Source organism: Cohnella sp. GCM10020058, from assembly GCF_042683485.1.
Taxonomy (GTDB): domain Bacteria; phylum Bacillota; class Bacilli; order Paenibacillales; family Paenibacillaceae; genus Cohnella.
The window spans coordinates 674680-691995 of the sequence record NZ_JBHUJV010000017.1; the positions used below are offsets into that span (position 1 = coordinate 674680).

Consider the following 17316-nt stretch of genomic DNA (forward strand, 5'->3'; position numbering starts at 1 on the left):
GCCCAATGTATTTGCGAGGTTCCAATCGTATTTATTATGGATTCGGCGCCCGAAAACTTACATACAACAATTGACAGTCCAGTCAAGTTTAATATATACTCTGCTTGTTAATTGTAATTATTACTATTAAATAAAAGTGTAGGAGGATTCAATGGCACATTTGCTTATGATCGAGAGCTGGGTAGGCGCAAGCGGCAACCTGTTGCCGCCGCTTCTAAAATCGCTGGGGCATACGTATACCTTCGTGACGCGTAAACCCGAGCATTATCAGCCTGCGCTCAGTACGGAGAAACATCCGGTCATCCGATACGCTGACCAATTGCTTGTTGCCGAGACGAACGACGTTCCGAGTTTGCTTGCCTTTTTGCAGCCATATCGTTTTGACGGCGTCATTACGGTATGCGACTACTACATTGAAACGGTGAAAGAGGTGGCCGCCTTTTTTCAACTCCCTTGCCCATTTCCGTCTCATGTAAAAACGGTTCGGCAGAAACATCTCATGCGCCAGGCACTGGACCGCGCCGGACTGGATAATCCGGCTTATCGTCTCGCCAACGATTGGGAGGAAGCGGAAGAAGCGGCGGCAGCTATCGGTTATCCGCTTGTGCTAAAGCCGGTCGACTTGGCGTCCAGCGCCTTTGTCAGTCTCGTTCAAAATCGAGAAGAGCTGCAGGCGGCATTCAAAGCCCTCGAGGCATTTCCGCTCAACTTCAGAGAGCAGCAGCGGGAGCGCACCTACCTACTTGAAGTTTATATGGATGGCGATGAAGTAAGCGTTGAAAGCATCTCGTACGACGGTGAAACGAAAATATTAGGCATAACCGATAAGTCTGTGACCGGCAAGCCTTATTTCATCGAAAACGCCCATATGTTCCCGGCCAAGCTGTCCGATGAGCAGCAAAAAGCAGTAACGCAATTTGTGAGAAGCGCACTAGAGGCCGTTGACTTTGATCACGGCATCGCCCATACCGAAGTCAAACTGACCGCAAAAGGGCCTCGAATCGTCGAAATGAACCCGAGAACGGCCGGCAATTATATCGTGGAGCTTATCGCACGCGTGACGGGCGTTGACATGCTGCAGTCTTTCGTTGAGCTATCCCTGGGATTAGAACCGAACATCGCGTTTTCGGAAAAAGGAGCAGCCAGCGCGGCGGTCATGTTTCTCGTTCCTCCGGCAGGCGGCACGATCGCGCAAATCGAGGGAATCGAAGCGCTGGAAGCGGACGCACATGTCATGCGCTACAAGATCGAGGATTGCGCAGGCAAAGTCATAGAGGCCCCGATCGATAACGCATGCTACTTGGGTCATGTCATTGTCGAGGACAAGGAAGCACTGAACGCGAGGGCGTTTGCGGAAGCGGCTTTAGAAAGGCTGAGGTTAAACTATAAAATTGATGGAGCCAGCGTATGAAGCAAGCGCCTTTCCATCCGCCATGCAGCGCGGCGGCTTTGCGGAATTCCATTTTGAACGGAGAATGGGGCCCCTCGCCGGAAACTTTGCCGGTCACAGGTGCGTCTGCCATTTATCAAACGACGCAGTTTCCATCCTCCGGCATCAAATATCACAATTACTATTTGCTGCTCCGTTCGGAGGCTTACTTTGGCGCTTGCTCCTACACGGCAGATCAGTTAGACATCGAGATCGCAGGGCAGCTATCCGGGCTATCCCTCGATGTCGTGCTGCGAGACCCGCGTACTCCGGTAAAAGTGGCGGCTATGGATGCTTACCTCGGCGTCGTGCGCCCCCATTCAGAGCATTGCAGCAAGACGGTAGAGATTCAGACCGGAACGCCGATCCAGAAAGCCAGGCAACGCGATGCGCTGATTGCGCAAATGGCCGGCATCCAGCCCAAACAGAGCGTAGCGCTTATCGGGGTCGTCAATCCGTTAATCGAAGCGATCCAAACGCGCGGCGGCATTTGCCTGCCCTGCGATCTGCAGTTGGACATCACGCAGCAGGGAGAAGCTGTCGAGAAGGATATGGAGAAGGTGCTCGACCGCGCGGACCATGTGATTTGCACGGCCATGACGCTCGGCAACGGGACGTTCGATCGTGTCCTGGCGCGTGCCAGAGAAAGACAAATCCCGCTCACCGTCTACGCGCAAACGGGAAGTGCAGTTATTGCGCCATTTATTGATAACGGCGTTACAGCCTTGGTAGCCGAGCCGTTCCCGTTCACGCAATTTAACGCAGGTCCGTCGACGCTCTATTGCTACTTAAGCGAGGGAGAGGAGAGGGCGGATGAAAGTTAAACAGGGGGCGGACAACTTTCTGCATACGAATCCTTCGCTCTACCTGGCGTTTAACGGGGAGAACGACCAGCGCATGGCGCGCTTCATACATACGATCCTGGACGAATTCAATGCCGGCAAAACGGTGCTGGACATTGGCTGCGGACCGGGCCGCGAGGTCGCTTATCTGAATCAAGCCGGTTACGAAGCGGTCGGGCTCGATAACTCGGAAGAAATGCTCGCTTGGGCCGGCGCGCATCATCCGGGATCGACATTTGTTTACGGCAATCAGACCGGCTTTTCGCTGCAGCGGCAGTTTGACGCCTTGTATTGCGTAGGCAGCACTTTTTTGTACAACTTCACGAATGAAGAAGTGCGCGCATGCCTGCAATGTTTCAGGCAGCATCTCCATACCGGCGGATTGCTGTACCTGGATATGCGGAATGCCGCGTTCTTCCTGACGCAAGAAGGACAGCGATGGCTGAGCGAGGAACTGACGGAACAGACGGTCGTCGAAGGAAATACAATCTCGCTTCGCACCCGGTTCAGCATAGACCAGATCAACCAACTGCTGCTGCGGGACTATCGTTGGACCGTACCGGGAAAGGCGCCGATTATCGAGCGCTTAAGGCACCGGCTGTTGTTTCCGCAAGAATTGGCTTTCTACCTATCCTTGAGCGGCTTCAGGCTGCTGCATCTGTTCGATCAGCCCGCTCCTCATATTGATCGGAACGAACGGGAACGTCCGCTCGCGTTCGGCGAGACGCTGCAAGGAAGACGGATGCAAGTGATTGCGCAGGCATTATAGCAAAAGATTTATATTACTTAAACTGCTGTAGAGCAGGGTGGGGGATCGCATGAAAAAGAGCCTTTTCGCATTTTTAATAATCGTAATATTTACAATTACAGGCTGTGGTAACGCTGCAAACCAAGCGGAGAACGCGTCGAGTCAAGCCAGTTCAACCCCAGATCAGACAAGAACGCAGGACGCCGCCGTAGAAGAAAACAATCAGGAGCTGATTGTGGTAGCCCAAGAAATTGCGGCCAGCCTGGATCCGGTTAAACCGCTTACTTCGAGCTATCTGCGTCTGATCGGAGCCGGCGAGGCGCTGTTTAAAGTGGATGCCGCAGGCGAGGTGGAACCCGAGCTTGCGAAAAGCGCCAAGGAAATCGACGCCACGACATGGGAGATCCATCTTAGGCCGGAGCCGCGCTTCTGGAGCGGCAAAAAAATAGACGCCGATGCGGTGATCGCTTCATTGGAACGATCGAAGGCGCTCGATTTGCAGGCACTGCCTTATTTAAAGGAATTAACGTTCAGCAAGTCAGACGATCTGACGATTCGGGTTAAAACGACGCGCGAGCATCTGCCCGTGCCGCTCAATCTGTCTTACTATCAGACGCTGATCCATAATGCGGAAGCGAAGCAGGATGCGGTCGCCACGATGGACCTGTCGGGCATGTATAGATTCGTCGACTACGTACCGAAGCAAAAGATGGTGTTGGAGCTGAACGAAAGCTACTGGAGAGCAAAACCAGCCATCCGACGCATCGTGTTTGAGGAAATGAAGGACGAACAAACGCGGGTGCTAACGAGCCTCAGCGGACGCAGCCAAGTCGTTCTCAACATCCCGGTAACGAGCCTGTCGCAGTTTAAAAACAACGCAGAAGCTGCCTTGTCGGCTACGCCGGCGGCCAATACGCAAACCGTTTACCTGAACATGAAGCAGCCTCAGCTTGCCGACGTCAAGGTGAGGCAGGCGTTGTCCTGGGCGGTAAACCGGGAGGAGCTGGTCACGCTCGCGGCCGAGGGCCAGAGCTTCCCGGTGACGACCTGGCTAAGCTCCAATCCTGCATTTGCGGAAGATCGCAACGCGGTATATAGCCGGTTCGATCCGGACCAAGCGGCCAAGCTGTTGGATGAGGCAGGCTGGACCCTTGGCGCAGGCGGCATTCGATACAAGGACGGCAAGCCGCTCACGCTGCGTCTGATGACCTGGGGCGGCGACAAGGCGCTCGGCGAAGCCCTTCAAAATCAATGGACGAACATCGGCGTGAAGACCGAGGTGAAGTACGGAGATTACAGCCTGATCGAGACGGCACGGGAGTCCGGCGATTGGGATTCTTCGATCGAAGCCTGGAGCACCTTCGGCGAAGCGTTCGCCTTGTTGTCGGGCCAGTATGCCCCGACAGGGAGTGCGAACTTCGGCGGTTACGACGACGCGCAAACAAATGAATGGCTGGCGGCGCTTGAGAAAGCGTCCGACGACGGCGCGCGTCACGAGCTGGCCCGCAAGATCAATGAGCGGGTCGCGCAGCAGGCACCCGTCATCAGCCTGTACCCGCGCCCTCAGATTACAGCGATCAGCCCTTTGCTTCAAGGCTTCGAAGCCCACTTCCGGCAGTTTGAAAATGTCGTGAACGCCAACCTGACGTTGGCCGCGAAATAGCTCGCGGTATGGCTAGCCTGTTTATGCGAAAGCTGCTTGGCGCGATCGTGACGTTGTTTTGCGCGACGCTGATCCTTTTCGTGCTCATACGCCTTGCGCCCGGAGATCCGGTCAAATCGATGCTGGGCTATGGCGCCGAAGTCGCGATGCGCAATACGGACGACTATGATCAACGCGTCGCCGAAGTGCGTTCGCAGCTCGGCCTGGATCGGAATCTGTTCATGCAGTATGCCGCCTGGCTAACGCGTTTGCTGCAATTGGATCTGGGGACGTCCATTCTGACGGGAAGACCCGTCGGATTGGAGATCGCGCATCGATTGCCTGCGACGGCAGTTCTATCGATAGGCGCATTGGCCATTCAAATTGTCCTGGGACTGTTCTTCGGAACGGTCTCGGCGCTCAAGGCGGGGAAGATGCACGACAGCGCGATCCGGCTTGCCTGCGTCGGATTATCGTCCACGCCGGTGTTCGTCATTGCGCTGGTCCTTCTCTCCTTGTTTGCCGTGAAGCTCCATGCATACGAAATTAGCAGCGAAGCGAGTCTGGCGAGAGTATGGCTTCCGGCTGTCACGCTGGGCCTGATGGGGGCGCCGCCATTCATCCGCATCCTCCGAGCGAATCTGTTGACCGAGCTCGGTCAGACGTATGTGCTAGCTGTGCGATCGAGAGGACTCGATCGCAAGCGCATCCTCAGGCATGCTTTGCGAAATGCGCTCCTGCCCCTTGTTACCGTACTTGCGCTCTCGTTAACGACGCTCGTCAGCGGCGCCGCGGTGATCGAAAGCATTTTTTCCTGGCCGGGCATCGGCAAGTATGCGCTTGACAGCATTTTATTGAAGGATTATCCGGTTATTCAAGGCTACGCGTTGATCATGGTTGCTATCGTGATCTGGATCAATCTGCTTGTGGATGTCGTCTATGGACGCATAGACCCTCGAATCCACCGGGAAGGAGCGGAGGAAGCGGGTGATTAATCTGAAAATGAAAAATCCGATCGGTCTGACCGTCGGCGTCGTGATGCTCGGAATGCTTGCGCTCGCGATTGCGGCTGCGCCGTGGCTCTCTCCGTACGATCCATTGCAGCAACATGTCGCCGAACGTTTAGAGAAGCCCAGCTTTGATCATCCGCTCGGTCAAGATCGCTTCGGCCGGGACGTCCTGTCCCGCACGCTGTACGGCGGTAAAAATACGCTGATCGCCTCCATCGCCGCGCTAAGCGCCGCGCTCGTCATCGGCCTGATCGTCGGTCTGCTGGCCGGCATCTATCGCGGTTCGCTTCTCGATACGATGTTCATGCGACTGATCGACGTGCTGCTGGCCTTTCCGTTTATGGTGCTGGCCATGATCATTGCAGCGTTGTTCGGCACGAGCCTATTTCATTTGCTCGTCGCAGTCGTCTCGGTGTGGTGGGTATCCTTTGCCCGCGTGACGCGAAGCGTTGTGTTGCATATCAAAAGCAACGTCTCGTACGCGGCGGCCAAGGTGCTTGGCGCATCGGACGGGTCTCTGATGTGGCGGCAGCTCCTTCCCGCTGCGATCAGCCCGGTATTGATCCTGGCGACGTTCGAGCTTGGCAGCTTGATTCTGTCCATCGCGGCGCTTTCTTTTTTGGGGCTGGGCGCCCAGCCGCCGACACCCGAATGGGGCAGTATGCTGGCAGACGGTCGCGACCATTTCCTGCAAGCGCCGCACATCCTGCTAGGTCCCGCCATTTTTATCGTACTGACGGTGCTGGCCTTTAACCTAATCGGTGAAGGGCTGCGGGACCGTCTGGATCCCTATGAAAAAACGGTCTTGTAGGAGGCGCGGAGGTTGAATAGAACGTTTAAGCCGGTGCTGCGAATTCACGATCTGCAAGTCGGATATCCGCAAAGCGGACGAATCGTCAATGTCGTAAACAGCGTCTCGTTTGCGCTCGGAAAAGGAGAAGTCGTTGCGCTTCTCGGAGAGAGCGGTTCCGGGAAATCGACGATTGCCAAAGCTTTGACGGGAATGCTGCCATCTTCTGCGAGGATCGGCGGTGGAACGATAGCGGTGGGAACTCGCACCGTCGACGCTCTGCCCATTACGCAGGCGCCATGGGAGCTGATTCGCGGAAGAGAGATCGCGATGCTTCATCAGGACGCGCAGCAGGCGCTCAACCCGATGCTCAAGATCAAAGCGCATTTTCGCGAAAGCTTGCTCTTTCATCGCCTGGCCTCGGCAGACGAGGTGCTGGACGTGAGCGCGAGGTTATTAAGGTCGTTAAATTTCTCCGATCCGCTGGACATCCTGGAGCGCTATCCATTTCAGCTGAGCGGCGGGATGTGTCAGCGGATCTGTCTGGCATTGGCGCTATGTCTGAAGCCGGCCGTACTGATTGCGGATGAGCCGACTTCCGCGCTCGATACCGTCAGCCAGAAGAAGATGCTCGATTTATTAAAAAGCATGCAGGCGGAGCTTGGTTTAACGGTATTGTTGATCACCCACGATCTCGCTGCGGCGAATGCGATTGGCGATCGCGTCATAGTGTTGAATCAAGGCGTCGTGACCGAAGAAGGGGATACCCGGTCTGTGCTCGACAAGCCGAAGTCCGATTATACGCGCACTTTGCTTGACTCCCGCACGCAGATTTCTAAAACCAAACGGACTTGCGATCAGTCCCAGCCTCAAGCGTCTTTGCTAGAAATCGTTGGGCTCGAGAAAATTTTCAATCGGAAAAAGCGCGTGCTCCAAGCGGTCGATCTGATCCTGCACCGATCGGAGATTTTAGGTATTTTAGGGCAAAGCGGCTGCGGAAAATCGACCTTGGCCAAGTGCATTGCCGGCTTGGAGCTGCCAAGCCGGGGGCGCATCTTGTTTCGCGGCGACGAGATTAGCGGCTTACGGGGAAAATCGAGACGCGCCACGTGCAAGTACATTCAGCTTGTTTTCCAGGATGCCAGAGCAAGTCTAAATCCGTCGCGTACCGCCCTTGAACTTGCGCAGGAACCGCTTCGGTACCAGCGAATCGGGGACAAGCAAGCAAGAGAAAGCATGGCCAAGCTTTATCTTGACGAAGTAGGCTTGTCAGGAGAAATACAGAGCCGGAGACCGCCGCAATTAAGCACGGGCCAGTGCCAGCGAATCGCGATCGCACGGGCGCTCATCGTGCAACCTGAAGCGCTCATTTGCGACGAAGCGGTGTCCGCCCTGGATATGAACGTGCAAGCGCAAATTTTGGCACTCCTCCGGCGACTTCAACAACGGTACGGCTTCGCTATTTTAATGATTTCACATGACATCCGCGTACTCCGGTCCTTCTGCCATCGCATTGCCGTCATGGACAAGGGAAGCTTCTGCGAGGTGCTGCAGGCCCGTTCGCGCCTCGAGGAAAGCAAGCAGCCCTATACGCAATTACTGCTTCGATGCGCCGCCGATATGGAGAGTGGCCTGGAATAATGACAGCGACGAGGAGGATGCAATATGATCGCAAGTATATTGGATACGATCGGCAACACGCCGCTAATTTCCATTCCTAATACGAATAGAGCGGATGAAGGGCAAGTACTGTTCAAATACGAACGGTTTAATCCCGGGGGAAGTATCAAGGACCGCCCCGCGCTGTATATCGTTCAGGAAGCCGAGCGACGGGGATGGCTCAAGCCTGGGGGGACGATTATTGAGTCTTCCAGCGGGAATTTCGGTATCTCGCTTGCGATGATCGGTGCGGCTAAAGGCTACCGTGTCATTATTCTGGCAGACCCCAAAACGACGAACGCCAATTTAGCGCTAATAAAGGGCTTCGGGGCCGAAGTCATCGTTGTCACCGAGCAGGACGATTCCGGCAGCTACCACAAGACGAGAATCTCGCTCGCGAACAAGCTGGCGAAGGAGATCGAGCACGCCTACCGTCCCGATCAGTGCTTTAATCTACTGAACGGCGAGGCGCACTTCTATCACACGGCCCGAGAGATTATGGATGAATGCTGCGGTAAAATAGCGGCTTTCATAACAGCGGTCAGTACCGGCGGTCAATTGGGCGGCATCTCCAGCTATTTGAAATCTTTTGCTCCCGAGGTGCAAGTCATCGGCGTGGATGCGGCGGGCTCTACCGTTTTTGGCGGACGGGCGGAGTCGTACCGCATTCCGGGCATCGGTCTTAGCTGGACGCCGGTCAACCTGAATCTAGCGGATATCGACTGCGCTTATAAAATAACGGATGAGCAGGCTTTTCTCGCCGCTCGGGCTTTTGCTCGGCATGAAGGCATTCTGATGGGGCCGTCGAGCGGGGCTTGCGCATTGGTCGCGCTTAAGATCGCTCAGGAGCTTGATCCGGGGGAGCGGGTAGTGTGCATGGTATCTGACGGAGGAGAACGTTACATACAGACGTTATTTAATGACGAGTGGATGGGGCAGCAAGGGTTTTCGACCGTCTCGGACATGAATACGATTCGTGAGATGGCACGGCAGCTGCGGCCATGGAGCCTGCATCCGGCAGACGAGGCCAATTATCGACCGGATTTGATTCGGAGCCTGGACGTGCCGGAGACCACGCTGAATATGAACGCGGAGACAAGGCTGTTGAGATGACGGGAAACACAGCGCTGACCGCGCCATTTTTACGCCTTTATGCGCTTGCTTTGTTGTTCTTCAGCGCGAATGCCGTTCTTGGCGTCATTATCCCTTTGCGAAGCGCGTCGCTTGGGGCGAGCAATAGCCATGTGGGCGTTATTATGGGCGCGTATATGTTCGCTTGTATGCTGTTCCGCCCTTGGGCAGGGCACTTGATACAGCGGCATGGACCCGTTATCGTGCTTCGAATTTTGCTGATTGTGAACGGTCTGGCTCTTGTTTTGTATTCATTTGTAGGTCTGGAGGGCTTTATTTTCGCCCGCATCATGCAGGGCATATGCACCGCCTTTTTTTCCATGGCGCTCCAAACGGGGATCATCGATGCCTTGCCGGAGGACCAGCGCGCGCAAGGCGTGTCGCTATATTCCTTGTTTACGTATATGCCGACCGTTGCCGGTCCGCTTCTGGCCATCGGGATCTGGGATTGGGGAGGCATGCACGCCTTTACGGTCGTTACCGTTGCGATCGCATTGGTCACTGGATGGTTTGGCTACAGCGTGCCTATGCAGCGGATTCATCCGCAAGAAGGAGAACAGTTAAAGCAAAAAGGCTTGTCCGGCGCATTAAGCCAAATACCCGGGCAGCGACCGCTGCTTGTCTGCAGCGTGCTGATGCTTGCCGTTTCGGTCGTGTTCGGGACAGTCGCCACGTTTATTCCCTTGTATGCCAAGCAAGTTTCATACGGGCATGCCGGCTTGTATTTGATGGTCCAGGCTTCGGTCATCGTTGTCTGTCGGCTGGTTTATAGAAAACGGATTCCTTCCGACGGCAGGTGGCACATTCGGTTTATCGGCGCAGTCTGTTTGTTCGCCGCAGCGGGGACCTTGATGTTGTCGTTCTCGCGATCAGGGGGGCCGGTTCTGTTTTATACCGCGGCTGTGTGGATCGGAATCGCGCAAGCGCTGTTGTATCCGACGCTGATGTCCTATTTGACCTTTGTGTTGCCAAGCGCATCTCGCAATATCATGATCGGGTGGTTCATCGCAGCGGCCGATCTTGGCGTTGCGATGGGCGGCGTTGCGATGGGACCGCTGGCTGACCGATTTTCATACAGCTTTATGTATGCGGTGAGCGCCGGACTAGCGGCTCTCGCGACCGGTATCGTTTTGTTAAACCGAAGAAGATCGTAGTTACATCGAGCAACATTTGTGTGAAACCCGCGTGAATCGCGGGCTTTTTTTGTTAGCGGCGACGATTCGTGGACAGGCGAGCGCGTCCGGCGTGCTTGCGCTTGGCGAACGTTTCGCGATATTCGGCGATGTTCGGCGAATGGAAATACCTGCACTTGTACATGCATTTTCTACCGATTCACGGCTTGGAAAAGAATGCATGCAAATATGCAGGTAAATTAAGAGCGCAAGCCATAAATCGAGCAGATAGAAGAAAATAACTGTATATTTGCAGCTTTCTTGTTCGAGTTAGCCGAATTTTGCAAAAATAGATGTATATTTGCAGGCATATTTTCGGCGAAAGAATGACGCGGACGATGGTCGATCTCCGCGTAGGAACACCTGTCGGTTAAGCCATAGTAATAAATTTTCTTGAGAAAAATGGAAGGATTTAAAGGTTATTTCTAGAGAAATGTCGAAAAATTACCTCTTTGGGCATTCCTAAATGTACCAATTGGGCTTCTACTATTTTAATCGAGGAGCGTTTAGATGGAAGAGTACGAAAAAATCGAAATGCAGCTTACGAGTCGCGATGTCGTAGATTTTAATTTTTCGTACATGAAGCGAAACGGGGGCATTTGGATCATTTCCTTTATGGGCGTCCTGTTCCTTGCCTATACCATTTTTCAAATTTCTCAGGGAAAACCGTTCGGATCTTATGCTTTTAGTCTGTTCTTTGTCCTCTTCAGCGCATTGTTTCCCATAACTCTGTACCGAAGTGCCGTCCGAAGCTATCAGAACAAGTTTTTGCAGGAAAAGAAGGTTTATGAATTTACGCCGGAAGGATTTCAAATGGCATCCGAATCCTCAACCTCCAAGGTGCTATGGCCGGATGTGCAGAAAGTAATCGTGAATAAAAAGGGAATCTATCTCTTCATCGCCAGCAATGCCGGACATCTGATTCCGCAGCGATACTTGGTGGGGAAAGACGGGATTGGTGCGATGGTCATGAAGTTTACGACACCCAAAAGCCGCGCAAGGGGGAAATCCAAGCTGCTGGTTAAAATCGCGATCTACGTGGTTATTTTTCTTGTTACGGTGGCCATCGTGCAATTTTATTTGGCGAAGCACGGTGGATAGGAGTTATGTAGGGCTTGTCAAGAACGGAAATCCTGAAATCACGGCAATAGAAACGGCTTCCATGGGGAGTAAATAGTATTTATTTTTAAAAAAATATTTTAACGGATTATTAAAGGTGTTCCTACATTAGAAAGTTACCTCGAGGCAATGGAATCATGGATTAAAACAATGGACGCTTACAACAAAAACACAGATCAGCCACTTCCAGAGCACCCATCATGGAAAAATTTTACTGATGTATTATAGGCATCCAAACAATAGGAATAAGCGGTACCCTTAGTAAGGCCGGTAAATCATTCGAGTAATTAACTCATAAAAGCATGGCTTGAGATAGAATTGGAGGTTATCCGAGACTTGATTTCTACAAATTGCCTGTTAAGGGGCGTCGGCGAGCCTTTCTGATGGGTGTGGCTATTGACGCCCGCGTTTTTTCCGTAATGCCTGCAAATATACATCTTTTTACGCAGGGTTGCCCCCTTTTGGACAAAAAAGATGCAAATATACATTTATTTTCCTACATCAGCTTGATTTTCGGCTTGCGTTTTGCAATTAACTGTATATTTGCAGGTTTTTTATCTCGTGTCGTTGATTGGCAGAAAATACATGTAAATATGCAGGTTTTTTCGAAAGTGCGCTTACCCGTCACAATTTGCAGCACAATTTGTATTTGCCGATCCAGCAAAAAAGAACCTGGAAAACTGCTCCAGGTTCTTTAAATTGCGATTAGAAGGAGATGATGTTAAAATGGGAACGCAACTATTTTTTCTAAAATTCGCATAAATAGAACATTTTATAATTCAATTGTAACTTTCCGTTCAGCTTTTGTCAAATGTTTTCTTAATCCAAGTGGAGTAGAGGAGAGAAGTTGCATGAATAATTGGGCGCTCGATTTTCACGAGATGGATAACACGCAACTTAGGCTTGTCGGCGGAAAAGGAATGAACTTAGCAGAACTAACTAAAATTCAAGGTATTCGAGTTCCTGAAGGATTTTGCGTAACTACTTTTGGTTATCAATCCGCCCTCGCACAGAATGAAACCTACCACAAATTGTTGGAGCGACTATCGACGCTTACAGTAAAAGATCAGGAGCAAGTCGGCGAAATCGGCAGATCGATCCGCCAGACTATTCTGGAAGCAGAAATCCCCGCCGAAGTTAAGCAAGCGGTAGCAACCTATCTGTCCCAATATGGCGAAGGACATGCTTATGCTGTGCGTTCCAGCGCGACCGCCGAGGATTTGCCGCATGCTTCTTTTGCGGGCCAGCAGGATACTTATTTAAATATCGTGGGCCAAGCGTCGATTTTACAGCATATCAGAAAATGCTGGGCTTCCTTGTTCACGGAGCGCGCGGTTATTTACCGTATGCAGCATGGATACGATCATAAGCAAGTGTACTTGTCCGTTATCGTTCAAAGGATGATTTCCCCTCAGGCTTCGGGTATTTTATTTACCGCAGATCCTTTGACTTCCAACCGAAAATTGCTGTCCATCGATGCCGGTTTTGGACTCGGAGAAGCGTTGGTCTCCGGTCTGGTAACGCCGGATTGTTATAAAGTGAGGGAAGAGGAAATCGTCGAGAAGCGGATAGCAAATAAAAATGGGGCGATCTACGGGACAAAAGAGGGTGGAACGGAAAAGAAGCCGATCGCTTCTGAACAGCGGATGTCTCCAACCCTCACCGAGCAGCAAGTTTTACGGTTAGCACGCATCGGCAGACAGATCGAAGCTCACTTTGAATGCCCGCAGGATATCGAATGGTGTCTGGCTGACGATACTTTTTATATCGTCCAGAGTCGTCCGATTACGACTTTATTCCCGATCCCCGAAGCGAACGATGAAGAAAATCACGTCTATCTGTCCGTCGGCCATCAACAGATGATGACAGATCCCATGAAGCCTTTGGGTTTGTCTTTTTACCTGCTGATTACGCCCGCACCTATGCGCAAAGCCGGCGGGAGATTGTTTGTCGATATTGCGCCCAGGCTGAATACAACTGCCGGCCGGGAAGCCTTGTTAAAAATGCTGGACTCCGATCCCCTGATAACGGGTGCGGTCAAAACGATAATCGAACGGGACTTTATTAAATTGTCCTCCCAAGCCCCATTAGCTTCGACTCCCAACAAAAGCCATTCAAATCAACCGGCACCGTTAAACAACGATCCGGCTGTCGTTTCCGATTTGATCAAACGCAGCCAAGCATCGATCGAAGCGCTCAAACAAAACATCCAAACGAAAACCGGACCGGCTTTATTCGAATTTATTCTGGAGGACATCCAGCAATTAAAGAAAATCTTGTTCGATCCGCAGAGCACGGCTGTGTTTATGACTGCGATGAACGCTTCAGCATGGATCAATGAACGCATGAATGCATGGTTGGGCGAGAAAAACGCGGCAGATACGCTCTCTCAATCGGTACCGCACAATATTACTTCGGAAATGGGCCTGGCGCTGCTGGATGTCGCGGATACGATTCGCCCTTATCCGGAAGTCATTGACTATTTGCGGCATACGGAAGGGGATGACTTTCTGGAGGAAGTGGTCCGGTTCAATGGAGGTAAGGAAGCCAGGAAAGCCATCCGCGATTACCTCGACAAATACGGCATGCGCTGTCCCGGCGAAATCGATATCACGCGAACGCGTTGGAGCGAAAACCCGCACAACCTTGTCCCAATGATCGTTGCACACCTCAAAAACTTCCAGCCGAATGCCGGCAAACGAAAATTCGAGCAAGGTCTCCAGGAAGCGCTGGAAAAGGAAAGAGAACTATTAGATCGATTGAGACAACTTCCGGACGGCGAACAAAAAGCTGAAGAAACGAAGCAAAAAATCGACCTCATCCGAAATTATATCGGTTACAGGGAATACCCTAAATACGGCATGGTGAGTCGCTTTTTCGTATACAAGCAAGCCATTTTAAAAGAAGCGGACAGACTCGTTCAAGCGGGCGTTTTGAATGCCAAAGATGATGTCTACTACCTCGCGTTCGATGAGCTTCGCGAAGTCGTACGCGCAAACCGATTGGATCGACGGATCATCGACCAACGGAAAGAAGACTATTCACTTTTTGAAAAATTAACGCCCCCACGCGTCATCACGTCAGAAGGCGAAATCATAACAGGCGCGTACAAACGAGAAAATATGCCGACTCACGCCCTTTTAGGCCTGCCTGTTTCAACGGGTGTAATAGAAGGAAGGGCGCGTGTCCTCTTCAACATGGAAAATGCCAATCTGGAGGACGGGGATATACTCGTTACCGCCTTTACGGACCCTGGCTGGACACCGTTATTCATATCCGTAAAAGGACTGGTGACCGAGGTGGGCGGACTGATGACCCACGGCGCCGTAATCGCGCGCGAATATGGCTTGCCCGCCGTTGTCGGCGTGGAAAATGCAACCAGACTGATCAAAGACGGGCAGCGAATTCGCGTGAACGGAACAGAAGGGTATATTGAAATTTTGTGAGTCGTTGCCTTATTGCGCAGTCAAAATCTGCGGGCCTTCGGCCGTAATGGCAATCGTATGCTCGTATTGGGCGGCGAGCTTGCGATCCAGCGTCCGTGCGGTCCAGCCGTCCTCGTCGATTGTCATGCGGTAGGTGCCTTCTGTAATCATGGGTTCGATGGTGAACACCATGCCTTCCTTGATGCGAGGCCCTTTGCCGGGCTTGCCGACATGCGGATAGTTCGGATCCTCGTGCAGGTCGCGGCCGATGCCATGGGCAAGAAGATCGCGCACGACGCCAAAGCCATTGGACTCGGCATGCTGCTGGATCGCGCTCGTCATATCGCCGAGCCGATTGCCGGGCTGTGCCAGCTCGATGCCGAGGTCGAGACATTCCTTCGTGACGCGCATCAGCTTGTCGGCTGCCTTGGAGATCTTGCCGACTGCATAGGTCCAGGCCGAGTCGCCAAGCCAGCCATCTAGCTCAGCCACCGTGTCGATCGTCACGATATCGCCTTCCTCAAGCGGCTTGTCGCTTGGAAATCCATGTGCGATCACGTCGTTGACGGAGGCGCAAGTCGTATATTGATAGCCTTTGTACCCCTTCGTATATGGCTTGGCGCCGTGTTTCAAGATGATTTCCTCGAATAAACGCTCAATCTCGTTTGTCGTAATGCCCGGTTGAATAAGCGGGGCGATCGCACGATGGCATTCGGCCACCACTTGGCAGGCTTTGCGGATCGCTTCGATTTCATGCTTGCTCTTTAAGATAATCATGGTCTGATCAGGACTCCTTTGTAATAGCTTGCATGGCGAGCCGGGCGATACGATCGACATCCAGCTCTGAATTTCCCGCATAGTAGTGCAATCCGCTGCAGCCGACCAGTACGGCAAGCATGTGGTCAATGCTGTCGTCATCACGCCGGGCGATCGCTTGCAACGGATTGTACAGTTGCTCCCTGAATCGTCTCTTGGCGGGATTCCGGTCCTTCTCGGCTAAGCCTGCAAAGTGCTCCGACGCCATTTTATAGACGAGATAGGCGCGGGCGTCCGCCTGCCACAGCCGGAGCAGCGCCTCGCAATACGCCAACAACTGACTTCCGTCGGAACTGTCGACACGAACGTCCAGCCATTCCGCCAGCGACTGCTCGCAGCGCTCGAAGCCGCTGTCCAGCAAATCCTCAATCAACATATGACGGTTCGGATAATAATGGTATACCGTGCCGTATCCGAGCTCAGCCTCGCGCGCGACGTCGCGAACGTCAAAGCTGCCGCCCGTGCGGAAGTAGGCGCGCGCTGCGACATCCAGGATCTGTTCTCTGCGCTGCATGCGAATGCGCTCATTTTGTTCCTTGGTACGCGGGCACATGGGCGTGGCTCCCTCCTTATTTAGACCTGCAAATTTGTCGATATAAAAATAGTAGCGCATTGGGCGGATAAATGCAATTTGCTTGATTATTTTGGTTTAATATATTTAAAGGACAAGGGGGAGCAATCATGGAAATGAAAGAATGGCTGTCGTCGATCGGCATCCAGTTGCCTGAGCCGGAGCTGGACGCACTGGAGCGGCATGCAGAAAAACAGCTTGGAACGGAATACGAGATGCGGTGGATGTCGGTACAGGAGCAAGGTCAACTGCTGGAGGCGATTGCGTCCATCCCGGTCTATCGAGACCTTTTGCCGCTTTGGGAAAATAGCGGAGGCGATTACATAGCGATCTATCGGAGCGGTCCGCTTGACGGGAAAATTTGCGTGATGTCCCATGAGGAGACGGACTTAACGCCTCGCTGGCGCAACGTTATCTCGCTGCTGGAACGGATGGATGCCGATCCGGAAGGGGAGTGGCGCGACTGGACCTTCGATTATCCGACTCCGGAAGACAGTCCGGGAGAGCAACTTGAAGGGGACAGAGAAACGGTGGAGCAGCTGTGGCCATTATGGAAGCAAGAGGATGACGAGGACATCCGCTGCCAGACGGCCTTTGCAATCGTAGGTCTGACACCCAAGGCTGATCTGGCGCAACTGCTTGTATTGCTGGAGGATGAAGATATGTACGTACAGGAAAGGGCCTGCGAACGTTTAGGCGAAGAGCATTTTACGGCTGCAGAGGAACCCTTGCGCGAATTGGCGAGAAACGGCGTGAGCAATGCCAAGAACGCCGCTGCGCGCGCGTTGGCAGGGATGAACATGCGTCCGTAATGGACCCATATTGCAGAAATATCCCATTAAGAGTCGCGAAAACTCGCGGCTTTTTCTCAATTATGCGATGCATTATTCTGTCAATGGTTGATCTCATGAACTTTTACTTATCAAGCACGGTAACGTTGCAACCAAACGCTTTACCAGAGG

General features: G+C 52.7%; 15 protein-coding genes. 13 read left to right on the forward strand and 2 right to left on the reverse strand.

The window, feature by feature from the left end:
* Window positions 1–352: 352 nt before the first annotated feature.
* From ACFSR7_RS30360 to ppsA, 12 genes are all read left to right on the forward strand, one after another.
* On the forward strand, window positions 353–1411 hold the full coding sequence (locus tag ACFSR7_RS30360) for an ATP-grasp domain-containing protein (protein ID WP_378168101.1): 1059 nt from the start codon (window positions 353–355) through the stop codon (window positions 1409–1411).
* On the forward strand, window positions 1408–2253 hold the full coding sequence (locus tag ACFSR7_RS30365) for a Rossmann-like domain-containing protein (protein ID WP_378168102.1): 846 nt from the start codon (window positions 1408–1410) through the stop codon (window positions 2251–2253). Before ACFSR7_RS30360 ends, ACFSR7_RS30365 begins: the two co-directional genes overlap by 4 nt.
* Complete coding sequence (locus ACFSR7_RS30370; protein WP_378168103.1) at window positions 2243–3040, forward strand: class I SAM-dependent methyltransferase; 798 nt, start codon at window positions 2243–2245, stop codon at window positions 3038–3040. Before ACFSR7_RS30365 ends, ACFSR7_RS30370 begins: the two co-directional genes overlap by 11 nt.
* Before the next feature lie 214 nt (window positions 3041–3254).
* Window positions 3255–4682 carry an ABC transporter substrate-binding protein gene (locus tag ACFSR7_RS30375; RefSeq protein WP_378168104.1) on the forward strand — a complete coding sequence of 476 codons (1428 nt, stop codon included), beginning with the start codon at window positions 3255–3257 and terminating at the stop codon, window positions 4680–4682.
* A gap of 8 nt (window positions 4683–4690) precedes the next feature.
* On the forward strand, window positions 4691–5656 hold the full coding sequence (locus tag ACFSR7_RS30380) for an ABC transporter permease (protein WP_378168105.1): 966 nt from the start codon (window positions 4691–4693) through the stop codon (window positions 5654–5656).
* On the forward strand, window positions 5649–6482 hold the full coding sequence (locus ACFSR7_RS30385) for an ABC transporter permease (protein ID WP_378168106.1): 834 nt from the start codon (window positions 5649–5651) through the stop codon (window positions 6480–6482). The genes ACFSR7_RS30380 and ACFSR7_RS30385 overlap by 8 nt, the downstream gene beginning before the upstream one ends.
* A 33-nt stretch (window positions 6483–6515) precedes the next feature.
* Window positions 6516–8102, forward strand: coding sequence for a nickel ABC transporter ATP-binding protein NikE (gene nikE / locus ACFSR7_RS30390; RefSeq protein WP_378168220.1), 1587 nt, complete (start codon window positions 6516–6518; stop codon window positions 8100–8102).
* Window positions 8103–8126: 24 nt separating this feature from the next.
* Window positions 8127–9233 (forward strand): PLP-dependent cysteine synthase family protein, encoded by a 1107-nt coding sequence (locus ACFSR7_RS30395; RefSeq protein WP_378168107.1) that lies wholly within the window; start codon window positions 8127–8129, stop codon window positions 9231–9233.
* Complete coding sequence (cntE, locus tag ACFSR7_RS30400; RefSeq protein WP_378168108.1) at window positions 9230–10405, forward strand: staphylopine family metallophore export MFS transporter CntE; 1176 nt, start codon at window positions 9230–9232, stop codon at window positions 10403–10405. The genes ACFSR7_RS30395 and cntE overlap by 4 nt, the downstream gene beginning before the upstream one ends.
* 528 nt (window positions 10406–10933) lie before the next feature.
* Window positions 10934–11524 (forward strand): YcxB family protein, encoded by a 591-nt coding sequence (locus tag ACFSR7_RS30405; protein ID WP_378168109.1) that lies wholly within the window; start codon window positions 10934–10936, stop codon window positions 11522–11524.
* Between the two features lie 108 nt (window positions 11525–11632).
* Window positions 11633–11770: a DUF7660 family protein gene (locus ACFSR7_RS36510; RefSeq protein ID WP_483862655.1), complete on the forward strand. Its 138-nt coding sequence runs from the start codon at window positions 11633–11635 to the stop codon at window positions 11768–11770.
* A 623-nt stretch (window positions 11771–12393) separates the two neighbouring features.
* A complete protein-coding gene (gene ppsA, locus ACFSR7_RS30410; protein WP_378168110.1) occupies window positions 12394–14988 on the forward strand; it encodes a phosphoenolpyruvate synthase in 2595 nt (864 codons plus the stop codon).
* 9 nt (window positions 14989–14997) lie between these two features.
* On the opposite strand, the gene map is transcribed toward ppsA, so the two are convergent.
* Both map and ACFSR7_RS30420 read right to left on the reverse strand, forming a co-directional pair.
* A complete protein-coding gene (gene map, locus ACFSR7_RS30415) occupies window positions 14998–15744 on the reverse strand; it encodes a type I methionyl aminopeptidase (RefSeq protein ID WP_378168111.1) in 747 nt (248 codons plus the stop codon).
* Between the two features lie 7 nt (window positions 15745–15751).
* A complete protein-coding gene (locus tag ACFSR7_RS30420) occupies window positions 15752–16336 on the reverse strand; it encodes a TetR/AcrR family transcriptional regulator (protein ID WP_378168112.1) in 585 nt (194 codons plus the stop codon).
* Between the two features lie 128 nt (window positions 16337–16464).
* On the opposite strand from ACFSR7_RS30420, the gene ACFSR7_RS30425 reads away from it, so the two are divergent.
* Window positions 16465–17166 (forward strand): HEAT repeat domain-containing protein, encoded by a 702-nt coding sequence (locus ACFSR7_RS30425; RefSeq protein WP_378168113.1) that lies wholly within the window; start codon window positions 16465–16467, stop codon window positions 17164–17166.
* Window positions 17167–17316 lie beyond the last annotated feature (150 nt).

Coding starts and splice junctions, on each gene's coding strand:
- ACFSR7_RS30380 (WP_378168105.1), top strand. CDS start 4,691: ATGGCTAGCCTGTTTATGCGAAAGCTGCTTGGCGCGATCGTGACGTTG.
- map (WP_378168111.1), bottom strand. CDS start 15,744: ATGATTATCTTAAAGAGCAAGCATGAAATCGAAGCGATCCGCAAAGCC.
- ppsA (WP_378168110.1), top strand. CDS start 12,394: ATGAATAATTGGGCGCTCGATTTTCACGAGATGGATAACACGCAACTT.
- ACFSR7_RS30405 (WP_378168109.1), top strand. CDS start 10,934: ATGGAAGAGTACGAAAAAATCGAAATGCAGCTTACGAGTCGCGATGTC.
- ACFSR7_RS30425 (WP_378168113.1), top strand. CDS start 16,465: ATGGAAATGAAAGAATGGCTGTCGTCGATCGGCATCCAGTTGCCTGAG.
- ACFSR7_RS30365 (WP_378168102.1), top strand. CDS start 1,408: ATGAAGCAAGCGCCTTTCCATCCGCCATGCAGCGCGGCGGCTTTGCGG.
- ACFSR7_RS30420 (WP_378168112.1), bottom strand. CDS start 16,336: ATGTGCCCGCGTACCAAGGAACAAAATGAGCGCATTCGCATGCAGCGC.
- ACFSR7_RS30395 (WP_378168107.1), top strand. CDS start 8,127: ATGATCGCAAGTATATTGGATACGATCGGCAACACGCCGCTAATTTCC.
- cntE (WP_378168108.1), top strand. CDS start 9,230: ATGACGGGAAACACAGCGCTGACCGCGCCATTTTTACGCCTTTATGCG.
- ACFSR7_RS30370 (WP_378168103.1), top strand. CDS start 2,243: ATGAAAGTTAAACAGGGGGCGGACAACTTTCTGCATACGAATCCTTCG.